Annotated in this window: 16 protein-coding genes; 7 read left to right on the top strand and 9 right to left on the bottom strand. The window is 73.3% G+C overall.

Annotated features, from left to right (window positions below; genetic code table 11):
• From FM112_RS09240 to hxlB, 3 genes are all read right to left on the bottom strand, one after another.
• The coding region (locus FM112_RS09240; RefSeq protein WP_140400641.1) for a DUF222 domain-containing protein at nt 1-1,321 on the bottom strand (1,321 nt) is incomplete at its 3' end.
• A gap of 440 nt (nt 1,322-1,761) precedes the next feature.
• On the bottom strand, nt 1,762-2,409 hold the full coding sequence (hxlA, locus tag FM112_RS09235) for a 3-hexulose-6-phosphate synthase (protein WP_087006768.1): 648 nt from the start codon (nt 2,407-2,409) through the stop codon (nt 1,762-1,764).
• A gap of 83 nt (nt 2,410-2,492) precedes the next feature.
• Nucleotides 2,493-3,062, bottom strand: a complete 570-nt coding sequence (hxlB, locus tag FM112_RS09230; RefSeq protein WP_087006766.1) for a 6-phospho-3-hexuloisomerase — start codon at nt 3,060-3,062, stop codon at nt 2,493-2,495.
• Nucleotides 3,063-3,140: 78 nt separating this feature from the next.
• Between hxlB and FM112_RS09225 the strand changes: the two genes are divergently transcribed.
• Complete coding sequence (locus tag FM112_RS09225; RefSeq protein WP_087006764.1) at nt 3,141-4,397, top strand: helix-turn-helix transcriptional regulator; 1,257 nt, start codon at nt 3,141-3,143, stop codon at nt 4,395-4,397.
• Between the two features lie 108 nt (nt 4,398-4,505).
• On the opposite strand, the gene FM112_RS09220 is transcribed toward FM112_RS09225, so the two are convergent.
• The 3 genes from FM112_RS09220 to FM112_RS09210 are packed head-to-tail and all read right to left on the bottom strand — an operon-like array spanning nt 4,506 to nt 8,817.
• Nucleotides 4,506-7,424, bottom strand: a complete 2,919-nt coding sequence (locus tag FM112_RS09220; RefSeq protein WP_140400640.1) for an FtsX-like permease family protein — start codon at nt 7,422-7,424, stop codon at nt 4,506-4,508.
• Nucleotides 7,421-8,182 (bottom strand): ABC transporter ATP-binding protein, encoded by a 762-nt coding sequence (locus tag FM112_RS09215; RefSeq protein ID WP_087006760.1) that lies wholly within the window; start codon nt 8,180-8,182, stop codon nt 7,421-7,423. Before FM112_RS09215 ends, FM112_RS09220 begins: the two co-directional genes overlap by 4 nt.
• Nucleotides 8,179-8,817, bottom strand: a complete 639-nt coding sequence (locus FM112_RS09210) for a PadR family transcriptional regulator (protein WP_087006758.1) — start codon at nt 8,815-8,817, stop codon at nt 8,179-8,181. Before FM112_RS09210 ends, FM112_RS09215 begins: the two co-directional genes overlap by 4 nt.
• Nucleotides 8,818-8,953: 136 nt before the next feature.
• On the opposite strand from FM112_RS09210, the gene FM112_RS09205 reads away from it, so the two are divergent.
• From FM112_RS09205 to FM112_RS09180, 6 genes are read left to right on the top strand one after another with little or no spacing between them, the layout of a single operon-like run.
• Nucleotides 8,954-9,400 (top strand): MaoC family dehydratase N-terminal domain-containing protein, encoded by a 447-nt coding sequence (locus FM112_RS09205; RefSeq protein WP_087006756.1) that lies wholly within the window; start codon nt 8,954-8,956, stop codon nt 9,398-9,400.
• On the top strand, nt 9,400-9,822 hold the full coding sequence (locus tag FM112_RS09200; RefSeq protein WP_087006754.1) for a MaoC/PaaZ C-terminal domain-containing protein: 423 nt from the start codon (nt 9,400-9,402) through the stop codon (nt 9,820-9,822). Before FM112_RS09205 ends, FM112_RS09200 begins: the two co-directional genes overlap by 1 nt.
• A complete protein-coding gene (locus FM112_RS09195; protein WP_087006752.1) occupies nt 9,819-10,865 on the top strand; it encodes a UDP-N-acetylmuramate dehydrogenase in 1,047 nt (348 codons plus the stop codon). The genes FM112_RS09200 and FM112_RS09195 overlap by 4 nt, the downstream gene beginning before the upstream one ends.
• A 34-nt stretch (nt 10,866-10,899) precedes the next feature.
• Complete coding sequence (locus FM112_RS09190) at nt 10,900-11,685, top strand: hypothetical protein (protein ID WP_087006749.1); 786 nt, start codon at nt 10,900-10,902, stop codon at nt 11,683-11,685.
• Between the two features lie 56 nt (nt 11,686-11,741).
• A complete protein-coding gene (locus FM112_RS09185; protein WP_087006747.1) occupies nt 11,742-11,987 on the top strand; it encodes a hypothetical protein in 246 nt (81 codons plus the stop codon).
• Nucleotides 11,977-12,396 (top strand): TA system VapC family ribonuclease toxin, encoded by a 420-nt coding sequence (locus tag FM112_RS09180; protein WP_087006744.1) that lies wholly within the window; start codon nt 11,977-11,979, stop codon nt 12,394-12,396. The genes FM112_RS09185 and FM112_RS09180 overlap by 11 nt, the downstream gene beginning before the upstream one ends.
• Before the next feature lie 112 nt (nt 12,397-12,508).
• Here FM112_RS09180 and FM112_RS09175 read toward each other — a convergent pair whose 3' ends face one another.
• The 3 genes from FM112_RS09175 to FM112_RS09165 all read right to left on the bottom strand — a co-directional run bounded on the left by FM112_RS09175 (nt 12,509) and on the right by FM112_RS09165 (nt 16,367).
• The gene (locus FM112_RS09175) at nt 12,509-13,708 is read right to left on the bottom strand and encodes a pyridoxal phosphate-dependent aminotransferase (protein ID WP_087006742.1); all 1,200 of its coding nucleotides are present in this window, start codon (nt 13,706-13,708) and stop codon (nt 12,509-12,511) included.
• 117 nt (nt 13,709-13,825) lie between these two features.
• Nucleotides 13,826-15,124 (bottom strand): MFS transporter, encoded by a 1,299-nt coding sequence (locus tag FM112_RS09170; RefSeq protein WP_087006739.1) that lies wholly within the window; start codon nt 15,122-15,124, stop codon nt 13,826-13,828.
• Nucleotides 15,125-15,155: 31 nt separating this feature from the next.
• Nucleotides 15,156-16,367, bottom strand: a complete 1,212-nt coding sequence (locus FM112_RS09165) for a M20 family metallopeptidase (protein WP_254910432.1) — start codon at nt 16,365-16,367, stop codon at nt 15,156-15,158.
• Nucleotides 16,368-16,469: the final 102 nt, after the last annotated feature.

Raw genomic sequence — 16,469 nt, 5'->3', positions numbered from 1 at the left:
CGGTGCCGCGGCCGGTGCCGGTGCCGGTGCCGGTGCCGGTGCCGGTGCCGGTGCCGGTGCCGGTGCCGGTGCCGGTGCCGGTGCCAGTGCCAGTGCCAGTGCTTGAGCGTACTTGCGCTCCCTCGTCATCGTGCGCGACGGGACTCGACGCGGTTGCGACCGGACCGGCTGAGGTACTCATGGTCGATGCTGTCGATGCTGTCGATGCTGTCGATGCTGTCGATGCTGTCGATGCTGTCGATGCTGTCGATGCTGTCGATGCTGTCGATGCTGTCGATGTCGTCGATGCCGTCGGGATTGTGGTGGCGTGGTCTGCGGTGATCAACGAGATCGCGGGGACGGTGATCGCAACGGTGGCCTGGATCGGTTTCGCGACATGGTTCGGGGACCCAGGGGTGACCTGCCCGGTCAATAACAGGTCGGCGAGCACGTCGGCGCGAGTCTGCTCGAACGTGCGCGCGTCGTGTTCCTCACGACCCGGCCCGTGCAGCTGTTTCGCTGTTTGCGTGAGCCGGTCGAAGATCCCCGCACCCACCACCGCGGGCAGGAGTGCGGAGAGCTGGCACAGGCCATCGGGTTCGTCTTGGACCCAGACGCGGCGGTCGTCCTGGGCGTGGCGCAACCGCTGTTCGGTTTCTTCGGGTTCGAGGTCCGCCGCCACGCGTTTCGCGTACACGCGGAGCCGGCCCGGGGTGGTCTCGTGGGCTTTGGCGACCACGAGTTCCTCATACGTGCGGATGGACTCGGGGCGGGTGAGGCCGTCGCCGCAGGACTCGATCACGCGCACATGCCCGGTGCTGATCGAACCCTGTCCCCAGGCATCGGCGGTACGGGGATAGCGGGCTTCCAGGGCGGGGGCCGCGTTGAGCTTCGCCGAGACCGTGCGGTCACTGGTGCGCGTAACCGCGCCGATCTCCGCCGCGAGCGACTTGAGTTCCTGCTCAAACGCGTCAGCCCCATGGCCCGCGGTGATCTCCCGGCAATGCTCATACGAGGCGGCCAACAACTGCGCTTCGAGGGCTTCCGCGGAAGCCCGAAGTTTCGCCGCGTGACCGAGCGCGTCCAGGAGTAGGCGCCGGTTGTGCATGGCTGCCGGGGTGCGGGTGCCACCCTTGAGGTGTTCCGGGGTCCCCACAGGGCGAGAAGGAGCGCTCTGGTGGGTGCGGTCATTCCCGGAGGCGCTGCCTGCGCGGTTGCGAGCATCAGGGGCAGAAGAAGCGCTACCGCTCGGGGCGGGGGCATCCGTGGTGCCAGTCGTACCCGTGGTGCCCGTCACGGCTGTGGTGTTGGCACCCGTGGTGCCGGTATTGGTCGTGGTCATCGTCCCACCCCCTTCGCATACGGTCTAGTTGCCTGCGGTATTCGTGCATTCATTCTACTACGCGGGTCGCTGGTTTCTTCGAGTTGTGGATAACTCCGCAGTGGTTTTCATCCCGTGTTTTCCTGCCCGTGCAGTCATCACCGTGCAGCTGTCCCCGGGGCGCTTGCCGGTTGGCATCCCGGCGTGCTTCGGGGAAGGCAACTGCGGATTCAACCTCATGTCCGAAGTAGAACACGACCCACCGACATCCCCGACCGCGCAGGCGTACAGCCGTGCAGACGCACAGCCGCACAGGCATGCAGACGCGCAGGCACACAGACGCGCAGGCACACAGACGCGCAGACGCGCAGACACACAGGCGCACAGAAGCGCCCCGCCCCGCTCCCGAGACCGCGCCAAACGGCGTAACCGGGAACGGGGCGGGGCGAGCGGGACGGGGGTCAGCGCACGCCGGTCGGCGTCTTCGCGTCGATCGCGGCGCGGAGGTCCGCCGCGGCCTGCGTCGGATCCTCGGCGCCGTAGATGGCGCCGCCGACGACGGCGACGCGGGCGCCCGCATCCTGCACCTGGCCGATGGTGTCGAGCCGCACGCCGCCCGCGATCGAGAACGGCACGCCCGCCTCGCGCCCGGCGTCGAGCAGGGTCTGGAAGCTGAAGCCCTCCTCGGCCTGCTCGTCGAGGCCCGCATGCACCTCGACGAAGTCGGCGCCGAGGGCGACCGCCTCCTTCGCGCGCCGCGCCTTGTCGGCCACGCCGATGAGGTCGACCACGACGCCCTTGCCGTGCTTCTTCGCCGCCGCGACGGCGCCGCTGATGGTCGAGTCCCCGGCGACGCCGAGCACCGTCACGAGGCCGGCGCCGGCGGTGAAGGCGATGTCGGCCTCGAGCTCGCCGGCATCCATCGTCTTGAGATCGGCGAGCACGATCTTGTCGGGGTGCGCGCGCTTCACCGCGGTGATCGCGGCGAGGCCCTCGCTCTTGACGAGCGGGGTGCCGAGTTCGAGGATCTCGACGTGCGGCGCGACCTTGCCGGCGAGCTCGAGAGCCGCCTCGGTGGTGAGCACGTCCATTGCGACCTGGAGCTGCATGGGAGTACCTGCTTTCTTCTTCGATTGCTTCGGTGGTTGCGGGGGATCGGGTGATTCGGGCGGAGGCGGGAGCCGCCGGCCGGCTACTCGAGATTCGAGTGCCTCGTCCACAGCTCCTCGGCCGGAGCGCCCGAGCGCTGCCAGAGCTCGTGGAAGAGGGCGTCGCCGAGCAGCACGAGGGTCTGCTCGAACAGGCTGCCGGCGTACTGCTCCGAGGCGACGCCGGAGTGGTCCTGCTTCTGCGGCGCGGGCACGAGGATGCGCGCATCGGCGAGCCCGGCGAGAGGCGAGTCGGGATCGGTGGTGATGGCGAGGATCCGCGCGCCTGCCTCCTCGGCGTTCTCGGCGGCGCGCAGGATGCCCGCGGTGCGGCCGGAGCCGCTCGCAACGAGCAGGAGGTCGCCGCGCCGGATCGCGGGCGCGGTGACCTCGCCGACGACGCTCACGTCGAGGCCGAGGTGCATGAGCCGCATCGCCGTCATCCGCAGCGCGAGGCCCGAGCGCCCGGCGCCGAGCACGAAGATGCGGCCGGCGCCGGTGATCGCGTCGTATACGGCGGCCTCGTCGGGCTCCGCGCGCACGCCCGAGCCCGCGGTCGAGAGCTCCGCGAGGATGCTCGGGAGCCGGTGGTCGAGAGAGATCGTGTGGGACATGACCACCAGTGTTCGCGAGCCGCGACGCGCGCACCGCTCCCCGCAGGGACGGACCTGCCTAGTCGTTAGGCTAGGTGGATGGAGCAGGACGAGGATCTCGCGGAGCAGGTCGACGGGGCGCTCGCGCAGGCGGAAGCGCTCGTATCCGCCTCGCTGCTCGAGATCGCCGAGCGCCTGTCCTCGGCGGTCCGGCCGCGCGCCGTGCACGAGGCGCTGCTCATCTTCACGCTCGTCTGCACGGGCCGCCCGACGAAGAAGGCGGGCTCCGCGGAGATCGTCGACCGCGTGACCATCGAGGAGCTCATCCGCCTGCGCGATCTGACCGACGCGGAGCACGCGGGCGGGGAGCGCCGCGCCGTCATCGGCGGCCAGGAGCGGCGCGTGCGCACGTGGTCCTCGCCGAACGGCGCGCTGCTCGTGCTCGTCGAGCCGGGCGAGCTCGACGCCGCGGGGACGCGGCTCGTCGAGCGCTGCTGGGCGATCGCGGACTGGACCATCCAGCATCAGGTGCGGGGCGCCTCGCCGTCGTACCTCGCCGAGACGCGCTCGATCTCCACGGCCCGCAGCCGCGCGGTCCAGGAACTCGCGGACAGCCACACCACCGCGCTCGAGTCCCTGCTCGCGACGCTGCGCTCCCGGCGGCTCGAGGACGCGGCCGCGCGGGACGCCGCCATCGAGATCGCGTCGAGGGCGCTGGGCGCCGCGCGGGAGGCCGTGCAGCGCGACCGAGCGCTCACGGTCGAGCCCGTGGCCGGCGCCTTCACCGCGCTGCGGCAGGATCTGCAGCCCGTGGCTCGGCTCGGCGGGCTCGAGCTCGACCTGGTGCCGCCGCCGGCCGACGGCCGGGCGCTGCCCGGCGAGATCGCGCACGCCGCGCGGTGGATCGTCCGGAGCGTGGCGCTCGCGCTCGTCGACCGTCCCGACGTGACGCGGATGCGCGTGGAGTGGGGCTGCGACGGCGAGCACCTGCTCATGAATATCCGGGACAACGGCGACGGCGAGCGGCACGAGTCGGAGGGCTACCTCGCCCCGGTCGCCGAGCGCACGCACGCGCTCGCGGGCACGTGCGAGGCGACCGCCACGAGCGGCTGGGGCGCCGAGATCGCCATCACCATCCCGCTCGACCAGCAGGGCGCAGCGCCGGGCGCCGCACCCGCCGCGCGGCTCACCGTCCGGGAGCGGGAGGTGCTGCAGCTCGTCGCCACCGGCGCCCGCAACCAGGGCATCGCGACGACGCTCGGGATCTCCGAGCACACCGTGAAGTTCCACGTCGCGAGCCTCCTGCGCAAGCTCGGCGCGAAGACCCGGGCGGAGCTGGTCGCGCTGACCCGCTGACGGCGGCGGCCGCTCGGCGACGCGGCTCGCCCGGCTGCCCAGCAGTCCGGCAGCGTCCGGCCGGCAGCGATCGGCCGGACAGCAGAGGCCGCCCAGCCCCGCCCCGCCTCAGTCGAGGCGACGATGGTCGAAGCGGCGCGGCGGCCTTGCGAACAGCAGCGCCGCAGCCGATGCCGCGAGGACCACGGCCAGTGCCAGGCCCGCCTGCGCCTCCCAGACCGGCACGGTGTCGAGCCAGGGCCCGCTGGCCTCGAGCCGGCGGTTCCAGGCCACGAGGTAGGCGCCGAGCCCGAGCCCCGCGGCGAGGCCCGCGGGCACGCCCACGGCCAGGATGACCGCGGCGCGGGCCAGGCTCAGGCGCGTCAGGAACCCGCGATCCGCGCCGACCGAGTGCATCGTGATCGCATCGCGCCGGCCCTGCGTGGCCGACAGCAGGACCGCGACGGTCGCGGACACGATCGCCACCCCGGCGAAGAGCGCGATGGGCGCCCAGACCATGGCCGCCGCCGTGCGGTCGAGCGCGGTGGTGAGCGGCCCCTGCGCGTCGGGGATCTGCAGCAGGACGAGGGAGGAGAAGGTCTCGCCGGCGTCGAGGCCCCGCAGCTCGTCCTCGCTCAGCGGGCTCGAGACGGTCACGAGCTCGCCCAGGTAGTGCGCCGTCTCGACCCCGAGCGCCTGCGCCGTGTCGGGCGCGATGAGGAACGGGGCGCCCGCGCCTTGCAGGAACACGGCCGGCAGCCGCACGACCCGCTCCGCGTCGTCGGGGTCGGCGAAGAGGTCGGGGTCCACCGTGACGCGCACGTAGCCGTCGGCGTCGATGAGCGCCGCGTTGTTCACCACCGCTCCGCCCGCCTCGAGCGTCGCCGCGGCCTCCTCGGCGCCCGGCAGCCGCGTCGCGCGCAGGGCATCGCCGGTGAACAGCATCGTGTTCCCGCTCGAGGAGAGCCCGCCGAACCGGAATCCCGGAGAGAACACCGCGCGCGAGTCCTGGTCGGCGCACCGCAGCGGCGCCTCCGGGTCGTTCGCCGAGGCCGCGTGGATGCCCTGCCCCGGCGGGCACTCGCGCCCCTCCGGCGGAAGCGGCTGCAGCGACAGCGGCGAGTCCGCGGGGATCTCGAAGACGGGCTCGCTCCCGGTGATCTGCGGCAGGCGCCCGCGGAGCTCCTCGACCGCCGACGTCGCGAGCAGCCGATCGAACTCGTCGCTCACCCCGGCCTGCGGGGACACCATGAAGGTGCCGTCCCAGTCGAGGGTCGATCCCTCGTCGCGGCCGTTGGCGACCAGGGAGCCGGTGTAGAGGATGGAGAACGAGGCGGCGGCGATGGCGAACAGCACGCCGAGCGCGGCGGGGACGGTGCGGGAGGGATGGTCGGCCGCGTCGCGCAGCGCGAGGCGGAGCGCGGGGCGGGCGCGTGCGCCGCGGGAGCCGAGCCAGGCGATCGCGGCGCGGACGGCGAGCACGGCGCCCAGCGCGGCCATGACGAGCACGAGGGCGATGGCCGGCCCGAGCAGCGCCGCCGAGCCCTCGGGAGGGAGGGCGAGCAGGCCCCACGCGAGCCCGGCCGACGCGAGCAGCAGCACCGGTCCGAGGAAGCGGGCGAGGATCCCGCCGCGGCGCCGGGCCGGCGCCGGCGCGCGGTCCCGCAGCGCATCCACGGGCACGAGCCTCGCCGCCGTCCGGGCGGGAGGCAGCGCCGCGAGGGCGCCCAGCACGAGGGCGATGAGCACGCCGAGCGGCAGCGCCCACCACGGGTAGTGGGCGAGCGTCGCCGCGAGCCCGTGCTCCGGATCGACGCCGTCGGCGGCGAGCGAATCCAGCCACGCGGCGAGGCCGAGCGAGCCGGCGAACCCCGCGGCCGCACCGAGGATCCCGCTGCCCGCGCCGAGCACGATCCCCTGCGCGAGGATGGTGCGGCGCAGGTCCCGGGGCGAGGCGCCCACGGCCGAGGCGAGGCCGAGCGCGCGGCGGGCCTGCTCGGCCGAGACCGCGAACGCCGGCGTGACGAGGAAGAGGACCAGCAGCGCCCCGCCGAGCGTCGCGGCGAGGATCCCGATGGTCCGCTCGAGCGCGACCCCGGGGTCGAGCTCCACGGGGTAGAGCAGGGAGGCGTCGGGGTAGTGCTCGAGCACGTGGCGGGACACCGCGAAGGCCTGGAGGCCGTTGAGGCGCTGCGCCTGCTCCCAGGTGACCGGCGCGTCGCCCGTCACGAGCCAGTGCCGCTGGATGCCCTCGGGATGCGCCGCCGCGAGCGAGGCGAGCCACCCCGCGCTCGCCCAGACCCGGTCGCCGGCGTGCGCGGCGATGCCGACCACCGTGTACCCGCGCTCGGAGTCCTGCATCGCCGCCATGGTGTTGCCCTCCGTGCTGCGCCACCCGTGGTCCGGCGGCGCGAGCAGCCCCAGGGCGTCGCCGGGCCCGACGCCGAGACGGTCCGCCAGGGCCTCGCCGATCAGGAGCTCGGTCGGGTCGGCGGGGAGCCTGCCCTCGACGGGGTCGGGCGCGAGCATCGGCAGCGCCCCGGGCTCGGCCTCGTGGAGGGTCACGGTGCTCATCGCCGCGAAGTCGACGGAGTCGAGCATCGCCGCGCCCTCCCCGGCATCGCGCTGCTCGCCCGGGGCGAGCCCCAGCTCGGGGGAGAGGATGAGCTCCGGCGACAGCCAGTACTCGAGCAGCTCGGCCTCGGGATCGAGCAGCGCGGCGAGCTCCCCGGCGTCGGCGGGGACGATCTCCGGGTCGTCCATCCAGGGGCCGCCGGGGCCCTCGGGCAGCTGCGGGAAGGGCGGCGCCTCGCGCGGCAGCGCGGTCGAGGTGAGCACGGCCTGCGCGCCCGCCGGGATGCCGGCGAGCGCCTGCTCCCGGCTCGGCGCGGTGTCGCTCGTGAGCGTCGCGAACAGCACGAGCGCCGCGATGGGCAGCGCGATGAGCAGCGAGGCGAGCACGGTGCGCAGCAGGTGCCGCCGCGCATCGCGGCGCGCGAGCCTCAGCACGGCGCGCCACGGCCCGAGCGCGCCGAGAGGGCCGCTCATCGCGCGCATCCGTCGAGCAGCTCGGCGGGGTCGGAGGGGCCGCTCGAGCCCGAGATCCGACCGTCGCGGAGGTAGACCGTGCGGTCGGCCCACGCGGCGAAGCGCGCCTCGTGCGTCACCATCACCACGGCGGCGCCGAGGTCGGCCCGGCGCCGGAGGAGCTCGAGGACGGCCGAGCCGGCGGCGCTGTCGAGCGCGCCGGTGGGCTCGTCGGCGAGGACCAGGCGCCTGGGTCCGACGAGGGCGCGGGCGATCGCGACGCGCTGGGCCTGGCCGCCCGACATGTCCTCGGGGCGGCGCCCCGCCAGCTCCGCGATGCCGCACTCCTCGAGCGCCGCCCGCGCCGCCGCGAAGGCCCTCCCGCGCGTCCACCCCTCCAGCTCGAGGGGGAACGCGACGTTCTCCTGCGCGGTGAGGCCGGGCAGGAGGTTGAACTCCTGGAACACGTAGCCGATGCTCCGGCGGCGGAGCCGGGCGAGGCGCTTCGCGGGCATGCGCTCCAGCGGCTCGCCCTCGACGAGCACCTCGCCGGCGGTCGGCGCGTCGAGCCCGCCGGCGAGCGCGAGCAGCGTCGACTTGCCGGAGCCGGACGGCCCCATGACGGCGACGAACTCGCCCGCGGGGACGACGAGCGAGACGCCGTCCAGCGCGCGCACCTCCCGTGCACCCGCGCCGTGCACCCGCACCGCGTCGCGGAGCTCGAGGACCGGCGCGGCATCCCGACCGGGGCGGTCCTCGGCTTCGGCCCGCCCGCTCATCGGGCGCTCCTCGAGCCGCCGGAGGCGCGGCGCTCGCGGGGCGCGCGGCCGGGCGCCTCCTCGGCGCGGGAGCCACGGTCCGTAGCGCCGTGGTCCGCGGCGCCGTGGCCGTCGGTGCGTCCGGCCTGCGCCAGCGTCGCCTCGACGTCGTCGAGCCAGCGGAGCTCGGCCTCGCCGATGAAGAGGTGGTGGTCGAGCACGAGGCGCCCCACGAGGTCCTCCCGATCGGCGTCCCGCCGCAGCCGCGTGAGGTCGTGCATGGTCCGCTGCGTGGCCGCGCGCTGGGACTGCACCAGCGCAGCCACGTCGACGCCGGGGGTGATCGCGGCGAGGGCGAGCTTGACGACGAGCTCGTCGCGGCCGCGCTGGCTCGCGATCACGGGGCTGCGCCACCACCGCTCGAGCTCCTCGCGGCCGGCGTCCGTGAGCAGCCAGCGCTGCCCGCCGCCCTCCTCCTCGTCCTCCCCGGCGCGAGTCACCAGGCCGTCGCGCTCGAGCCGCTGCAGGGTGGAGGAGGCCTGGCCGATGTTGAGGGGCACGCTCTGCCCGGCGGACTCGTCGAACCGCTTCCGCAGCCGATAGGTCGAGGAGGGGCGGGCATGGAGGAGCGCGAGCAGCGCGTGCTTCACCGACATGGTTGCTTCCTTCCGGACGCGGATGGGATGGTTACCGCGTAACTGATTACAGAGTAACCCCGATCGAGAGCCGCGCAAGCCCCATCCGCCGCGGGAGGCTGAGTCCGCCCCGCGCCCCGCCTCGTAGACTGAACGGGTGACTGTGAACCCCGAACTCAAGGGCCGCCGGTACGAGCTCCCGGAGCCGTACCTCGTCGGCCGCGAGCACGTGCGCGAGTTCGCGCGCGCCGTGTTCGCCGCGAACCCCATCCACACCGATCTCGAGGCCGCGCGGGAGGCGGGCTACGCCGACCTCGTCGCCCCGGCCACCTTCACCGCCGTGCTGCAGGACCGCGGCATGCAGCTGCTGCTCGCCGACCCGCTCGTCGACTTCGAGCTGAAGCACATCGTGCACGGCGACGAGAAGTTCGAGTTCTCGCGGCCGGTGCTCGCGGGCGACCAGCTCACCGCCGAGCTCGAGGTCACCCGCGTCGTGGCCCGCGGCCGCGTCAACATGATCCAGGCCCAGACCGTCATCCGCGACGTCACCGGCGAGGTCGTCGTGACCTCGCACGCGACGCTCGTGATCGGAGGAGACGAGTGATGACCGACCTCACCCAGCGCGAAGTCGGCGACGTGATCGCCGAGCAGCGCCTCCACTTCACCCGCGACTCGCTCGTCCGCTACGCGGGCGCCTCGGGCGACTTCAACCCCATCCACTACCGCGACGACATCGCCGCCGAGGTCGGCCTGCCGGGCGTGCTCGCGCACGGCATGCTCACGATGGGCGCCGCCATCCAGCCGGTCGTGGAGGCGCTGGGCGACCCAGGCCGCGTGGTCGAGTACCAGGTGAAGTTCACGAAGCCGGTCGTCGTCGACGCCGCCGAGGGCGCCGACGTCGACGTCACGGCGAAGATCGCCGAGGCCGCCGGCGAGGACGGCGTGGGGCGCATCGACCTCGAGGTCGTCTACGAGGGCAGGGCCGTGCTCGGCAAGGCGCAGGTGCGCGCGCGGTTCGCCGTATGACCGCCTTCGCCGAGCTCACCACCACGGCGGTCTCGCGGGCCGAGGCCGACCTCCTCGCGCCCGAGGGCCGCGAGGGGCTCGTCGAGGCCTACCGGGAGCTGACCGACTCGGGCGAGCGCTTCCTCATCCTCGCCGGCGGCTCGAACACCATCGTCGGCGACGAGGGCTTCCCCGGCCGGGTGCTGCACGTGCGCACCCGCGGCATCGAGATCGAGGATGCGGGCGAGGACGTGCTGCTGCGCGCCGAGGCAGGTGAGCCGTGGGTCGGGCTCGTCGACCGCGCCGTCGCGGAGGGACTCAGCGGCATCGAGGCGCTCGCGGGCATCCCGGGAGCGGTCGGCGCGGCGCCGGTGCAGAACATCGGCGCCTACGGCCAGGAGGTCGGCGACGTGCTCGTGCGCGTCGAGTTGCTCGACGCCGACACCGGCGAGGTCGAGTGGGTCGATGCCGCCGAGCTCGGCCTCGGCTACCGCACCTCGGTGCTCAAGCGCGGCGAGCGCACGGCGCTCGTGCTGCGCGTCGAGCTGCGGCTGCGCCGCGTCGCCGAGGGGGACGGCGCCACGGTCCGATACGCGCAGCTCGCCCGGGCGCTCGGCGTCGAGATCGGGGACCGCGTGGAGGTCTCGGCGCAGCGGGACGCGGTGCTGCGCCTGCGCGCCTCGAAGGGGATGGTGCTCGACGCCTCCGACCCGGACACGCGCTCGAGCGGCTCGTTCTTCGTCAACCCGATCGTGCACCGCGAGTTCGGCGGGGACCTGCCCGCGGACGCCCCGCGCTTCGACGCGGGCGAGGACGAGGAGGGCCGGCCGCTCGTGAAGCTCTCGGCCGCGTGGCTCATCGAGCGCTCCGGCATCGGTAAGGGCTTCTCGCTGCCCGGCTCGCGCGCCGCGATCTCGTCGAAGCACACGCTCGCGATCACGAACCGCGACGGGGCGGATGCGGCGGAGATCGCCGAGCTCGCCCGCTACGTCAAGGCGCGGGTGCAGCAGGAGTTCGGCGTGCTGCTCGTCCCGGAACCCAACCTGATCGGTCTCGAGGTCTGACGACACCGGCCCGCCGCGCCGGTACCCTGCTTGCATGAGCCCCCGCGACTACGAGTTCCGACCTCCCGAGCCCAGGTTCGGGAAGCAGGCCGAGCCCGACGCCGAGGTCGTGCTGCGGCCGGCGAAGCGGCCCCTCGGGCTGCTGACCGCGGCCGTGCTCTCGGGCGCGGTGGTGCTGGGCCTCGTGATCGCGCTCGTGCTCCTGTGGGGCGAGCCCACCCAGCCCGAGGCGCAGGGGCAGGGCGCGGGCGCCCCCGGCGCGAGCCCGGGGGAGAGCGCGCCGCCCGACCCCGAGCTCATCGGGCCGGATGCGACGCATCCGCCGCACGACGTGGCGGCGGGGGACTACGTGCCCATCGACGTGGATGCGCGCTTCCCCGAGGGCGTGACGCTCGTGCCGCCCGAGTACGGCGACTGGTCGCAGCAGGACATCATCAACCGGCCGGACCAGTTCACCGCGGTGAGCCCCGACTACTCCGCGACGATCGAGGTGTGGCAGACCGGCGTCTTCGACACCCCGCAGTCGGACGAGGCGCTCACGGTGGCGCAGCTCAACCGCGTCACCGACGAATGCGGCGACGTGTCCTCGTGGGACGGGCAGGTCCGGACGCACGTGCTCGAGGGCGAGGACGGCACCGAGCTCGAGATGCTCGTCGCCGCGATCGACTGCGGCGGCGGCGAGCTGTGGCTCGTCGAGCGCGTCATGCCGCTCACCGGCGCGCGCTTCCACATCGTGCTGTGGGACGCCTACGGTGGCATCGAGGAGAACGAGGAGCTGCTCGAGAAGCTCGACGAGGTGAGCTTCTCGCTCGAGGGGTAGCGAGGGGGCGATATCGCCCCGAAAGCAGAGTGATGCGCTGATGCTATGATGCTTGTATGCGAACCACCCTCGATCTCGACCCGGCCGTGCTCAGCGCGGCGAGGGCCAAGGCCAAGGCCGAGGGGATCTCTCTGGGCAGGGCCGTCTCAGAGCTGGCGCTCTCCGGCCTCAAGCGTCCGCGTTCCGAACGCGCTTCAGCATCGGGATTCCCGGTATTGCCGGGTGTCGAGGGGCATCCGGTGACGGATGAGCTCGTGGTCTCCTACCGGGATGACGATCCCGTGTCGAGCGATGCTGCTTGATGTCAACGTGCTGCTGGCGCTTACCTGGGACCAGCACATCCACCATCGCGTCGCGCATGAGCGATTCGCCGAGCTTGAGGGCTGGAGCACCTGCCCGGTCACGGAATCGGGTCTGCTGCGGCTCCTGATGACCGAGCAGGTCGTGGGGCGAGCGGTGAGCGGCGACGAGGCGCTCGGACAGCTCGAAGCGATGCGCCGAGTCCCGGGGTGGAACTTCCTCGTGGATTCGACGTCGCTCGCCGAACCGCGGATCGACACACGTGTGCTGATGGGACGGAGACAGGTGACCGACCTGCAGCTGGTGAACCTGGCGGCCTCGAACGGCACGATGCTCGCGACCTTCGACGCCGGGCTCCGCGCCTCACTCGTGCCGGACGACCAGCGCTGGATCGACGTCTGGAGCGGCTGAGGGATCGCCTGCCGCACGCGCGTCGGAGCCGCGCCCGCCCTGCGCATGAAGCACGCGCCGGGCCCGGCACCTCGCGGTGCGGACCCGGCGCGTGCTCGGCGGAGCGCCGCCGTCAGTCGTTGAAGAGCTGCTGCAGGCGCCGCATGCCCTCGACGATCTGCTCGTCGCTCAGGGCGTAGCTGAAGCGCAGGTAGCCGGAGGGGCCGAACGCCTCGCCGGGCACGGCGGCGACCTCGGCCTCGTCGAGGATGTAGTCGGCCAGCTCGAGCGAGGTGTCGATGCGCTTGCCGCCGTGCTCGCGGCCGAGGAGGCCGGTGACGTCGGCGTAGACGTAGAACGCGCCCTTGGGGGTCGGCACGTTCACGCCCTGCACCTTGCCGAGCTCCTCGACGATGAGCTTGCGGCGGCGGTCGAAGGCGAGGCGGAACTCCTCGATCGGCTCGCTCGGGCCGGTGAGCGCGGCGAGGGCCGCGCGCTGGGCGATGTTGTTCACGTTGCTCGTGAGGTGCGACTGCAGGTTCGCGGCGCCGGCGACGATGTCGGCCGGGGCGACGAGCCAGCCGAGGCGCCAGCCGGTCATGGCGTAGGACTTGGCCACGCCGTTCACGAGGATGGTCTTGTTGTCGAGCGTCGGCGTCGCCTCCACGATGGAGATCGCGCGCTCGCCGTCGTAGGTGAGGTTCTGGTAGATCTCGTCGGCGATGACCCAGATGCCCTTCGACTCGATCCACTCGCCGATCGCGCGGGTCTCCTCCTCGGTGTAGACCGCGCCGGTGGGGTTCGAGGGCGAGACGAAGATGATGGCGCGCGTGTTCGCCGTGAAGGCGGCCTCGAGCTGCTCGGGCGTGACCTTGTAGCCCTGGCTCGCGTCGGCGAATACCTCGACGGTGTTGCCGCCGGCGAACTTCACGACCTCGGGATAGGTGGTCCAGGCGGGGGTGGGGAGGAGCACGTCGTCGCCCTCGCCGACGACGGCGTTGATGGCCTCGAACACGGCCTGCTTGCCGCCGTTCGTGACGAGCACGCGGCTGGCGGGAACGTCGAGGCCCGAGTCGCGCCGCGTCTTCGCGGCGATGGCGTCGCGGAGCTCGGGCAGCCCCACGTTGGCCGTGTATTTGTGGTTCTTCGGGTCCTTGACGGCCTCGAGCGCGGCTTCGACGACGTGGTCGGGGGTGGCGAAGTCGGGTTCGCCGGCGGCGTACGAAATCACCGGGCGACCTGCTGCCTTGAGTGCCTTCGCCTTGTTGTCGACCTTGAGGGTGGCCGAGGGGGCGATGGCGGCGAGACGGGGCGAGAGACGCGATTCAGTCATGGTTGACAGAGTACCCAGGTCGGGTGACGGGATGGTGTTTCCGCGAGGGGCGCGGCCGGAGGACGCGATCGGCCGGGCGCTCCGCGGGGGAGGCCCGGCCGATCGCGGCGCGCGCGGCTACTCGAGCCGGCGGCCGCGGGTCTCGGGCAGGAGGAGGAGCGCGGCGAGCCCGGAGACCACGAGCAGCACCACGGCGTAGAGCGTGAACAGCCAGGACTGCCCGAGCTCGGCGGTGAACCAGGTCTGCAGGTACGGCGCGGTGCCGCCGAAGAGGGCGACGGCGATGCCGTAGGGGATCGCGGTGCCGATGGTGCGGATGTGCGTCGGGAACAGCTCCGAGTACACGGCGGGCAGGATCGCGAGCGAGCCGGAGAGGAACACGAGCGTGACGCTGGTGGCGAGGATGAGGGTCCACACCTCGTCGGTCATGATCGCGCGCATCGGGAAGAAGGTCGCGGCGGTGCCGAACATGCTGATCGCGAGCACGGCGCGGCGTCCGATGCGGTCGGAGAGCATGCCCCACAGCGGCAGGGCGAGGATGAACACGATCGTGCCGACCGCGCCGCCCCAGAGCGCGGCGCTCGGTTCCATGCCGAGGTTGGCGGTGGCGAAGGCGGGCGCGGTGACGCCCCACACGTAGAACGAGACGGTGGCGCCGATGGTCACGAGGATCACGATGAGCGCGGCCTTGGGCGCGGACATCAGGGCGGGCTGCCGCTCGCCCTGCACGGTGCGGATCCGGCTGGTCTCGAACGCGGAGGTCTCGTGCAGGCCCACGCGCATGACGAGCGCGAACAGGCCCAGCACGGCGGCGACGACGAAGGGGATGCGCCAGCCGTAGTCGGCCATGAACTCCGCGTCGAGCGTGCCGGTGAGGACGGCGCCGAAGATCGTGGCGGCGAGGATGCCGGTGGTGCCCGAGACGTAGATGAGCGAGGCCCAGCGCCCGCGGCGCTCGGGCGGGGCCATCTCCGAGAGGTAGGTCTGCGCGGCCGGCATCTCTCCGCCGTGGGCGAGGCCCTGGACGAGCCGGGCGACGAGGAGCAGCACGGCGGCCCAGGCGCCGATGGCGGCGTGGGTGGGGATGAGGCCGATCATGAGGCTGCCGAGCGATGCGGCGATGATCGCGAGCACGAGCGATGCCTTGCGTCCGCGGCGGTCGGCGAGGAGCCCGAAGAGCACGCCGCCGAGGGGCCGGGCGAGGAAGCCGACCGCGAAGACGGCGAAGGTCTGCAGCAGCGAGGAGACGGGGTTCGCGGCGTCGAAGAGCTGGGTCGCGATGAAGGGCGCGAACGTGGCGTAGATCTGCCAGTCGAACCATTCCAGGGCGTTGCCGACGCTCGTGGCGCCGAGGATGCGGAAGCGGCTCCGGGCCGCGGCGTTGCGGGGCTCGCCCGCGGTGATGGTGGACGTCATCGTCACTCCAGGGTGGGGGTCGGTCGGGGGATCAGGATTCGGCGGCGGGGGACGGCTCGCGGAGCATCCGCAGGCGGTGCAGCGCGAACTCGGCGTAGAGGCGCGCGCCGTCGGCGAGCACGGCCTCGTCGTAGACGGCGCGGGGCGAGTGGTTGTACTCGCTGCCGGCGGCGGGGGTCGCGTCGACGAACACGAAGGTGCCGGGCACCCGCTCGAGCACTTCGGCGAAGTCCTCGGAGGCGGTCTTGGGCCGGGGCAGCACCTCGATGGCGGCGGGGTCGAACAGCGTCTCGGCGGCGGCGAGCGCGGCGCGGGTCTCGGCGTCGTCGTTGACGAGCGGGGGGAACTCGTGCACGTACTCGACCTCGGCGCGCTGGCGGTGCGCGGCGGCCACCCCGGCGGTGAGCGCGGGCAGGATCTCGGCGGCGCGGTCCCGCGCCTCGGGCGAGAAGCAGCGCACGGTCGCCTCGAACCGGGCGTCGTCGGGGATGATGTTGCGCTTGGTCCCGGCGTGCAGGGAGCCGACCGTGACGACCACCGGGTCGAGCACGTCGAACTCCCGGGTGACGGCGCTCTGGAGCGCCAGCACCGTCTCGGCGGCGGTCGTGACCGGGTCGCTCGCGAGGTGCGGCGCGGAGCCGTGCCCGCCGCATCCGCGGATGGTGGCGGTGAGCGCCGAGGCGCCGGCCATGGCGGTGCCGTGCCGGAAGCCGAAGCGGGCCGGGCGGCGGTCGCCGGTCATGACGTGCATCCCGAACGCCGCCGAGACGCGCGGCCCGGCCGCGTCCAGCACGCCCTCCTCGATCATGATCGAGGCGCCGCCCCAGCCCTCCTCGCCGGGCTGGAACATGAGCACCACGTCGCCCGCGAGCTCCGCGCGCCGCTCGCAGAGCATCCTGGCGGCGCCGACGAGCATCGTCATGTGCAGGTCGTGGCCGCACGCGTGCATCGCGCCGGCACGGCGCGACGCGAACTCCTCGCCGGCGGGCTCGGAGACGGGGAGCGCGTCCATGTCGGCGCGCAGCAGCACCGCCGGGACGTCTGCCGCGGCGCGGTCGGTCGCGCGCAGCACGGCGGTGATCGAGCTGCAGCGGCGGCCGGGCACGATCTCGAGCGGCAGCCCCTCGAGCTCGCGGAGGAGGGCCCGCTGCGTGTCGGGCAGGTCGAGCCCCACCTCGGGCTCGGCGTGCAGGGTGCGCCGGAGGCGGACGAGGTCGTCCTGGGAGACGGGGGATGGGGGCACTCGCAGCTCCTTCGCCGGGGCGGGGCGCGCGGGATGCGCGCGAACGCCCCAGTCTCATCAAACGAACGCCTGCCCCGCGGAATATTCCGTGAAACGATCACC

Source organism: Gulosibacter sp. 10 (genome assembly GCF_900163695.1).
Lineage (GTDB): Bacteria > Actinomycetota > Actinomycetes > Actinomycetales > Microbacteriaceae > Gulosibacter.
The sequence above is the reverse complement of the archived record's forward strand: the minus strand, read 5'-3'. Positions and strand labels throughout refer to the sequence as shown.

Coding starts and splice junctions, on each gene's coding strand:
- hxlA (WP_087006768.1), bottom strand. CDS start 2,409: ATGCAGCTCCAGGTCGCAATGGACGTGCTCACCACCGAGGCGGCTCTC.
- FM112_RS09220 (WP_140400640.1), bottom strand. CDS start 7,424: ATGAGCGGCCCTCTCGGCGCGCTCGGGCCGTGGCGCGCCGTGCTGAGG.
- FM112_RS09225 (WP_087006764.1), top strand. CDS start 3,141: ATGGAGCAGGACGAGGATCTCGCGGAGCAGGTCGACGGGGCGCTCGCG.
- FM112_RS09195 (WP_087006752.1), top strand. CDS start 9,819: ATGACCGCCTTCGCCGAGCTCACCACCACGGCGGTCTCGCGGGCCGAG.
- FM112_RS09170 (WP_087006739.1), bottom strand. CDS start 15,124: ATGACGTCCACCATCACCGCGGGCGAGCCCCGCAACGCCGCGGCCCGG.
- FM112_RS09210 (WP_087006758.1), bottom strand. CDS start 8,817: ATGTCGGTGAAGCACGCGCTGCTCGCGCTCCTCCATGCCCGCCCCTCC.
- FM112_RS09185 (WP_087006747.1), top strand. CDS start 11,742: ATGCGAACCACCCTCGATCTCGACCCGGCCGTGCTCAGCGCGGCGAGG.
- FM112_RS09180 (WP_087006744.1), top strand. CDS start 11,977: ATGCTGCTTGATGTCAACGTGCTGCTGGCGCTTACCTGGGACCAGCAC.
- FM112_RS09200 (WP_087006754.1), top strand. CDS start 9,400: ATGACCGACCTCACCCAGCGCGAAGTCGGCGACGTGATCGCCGAGCAG.
- FM112_RS09215 (WP_087006760.1), bottom strand. CDS start 8,182: ATGAGCGGGCGGGCCGAAGCCGAGGACCGCCCCGGTCGGGATGCCGCG.
- hxlB (WP_087006766.1), bottom strand. CDS start 3,062: ATGTCCCACACGATCTCTCTCGACCACCGGCTCCCGAGCATCCTCGCG.
- FM112_RS09190 (WP_087006749.1), top strand. CDS start 10,900: ATGAGCCCCCGCGACTACGAGTTCCGACCTCCCGAGCCCAGGTTCGGG.
- FM112_RS09175 (WP_087006742.1), bottom strand. CDS start 13,708: ATGACTGAATCGCGTCTCTCGCCCCGTCTCGCCGCCATCGCCCCCTCG.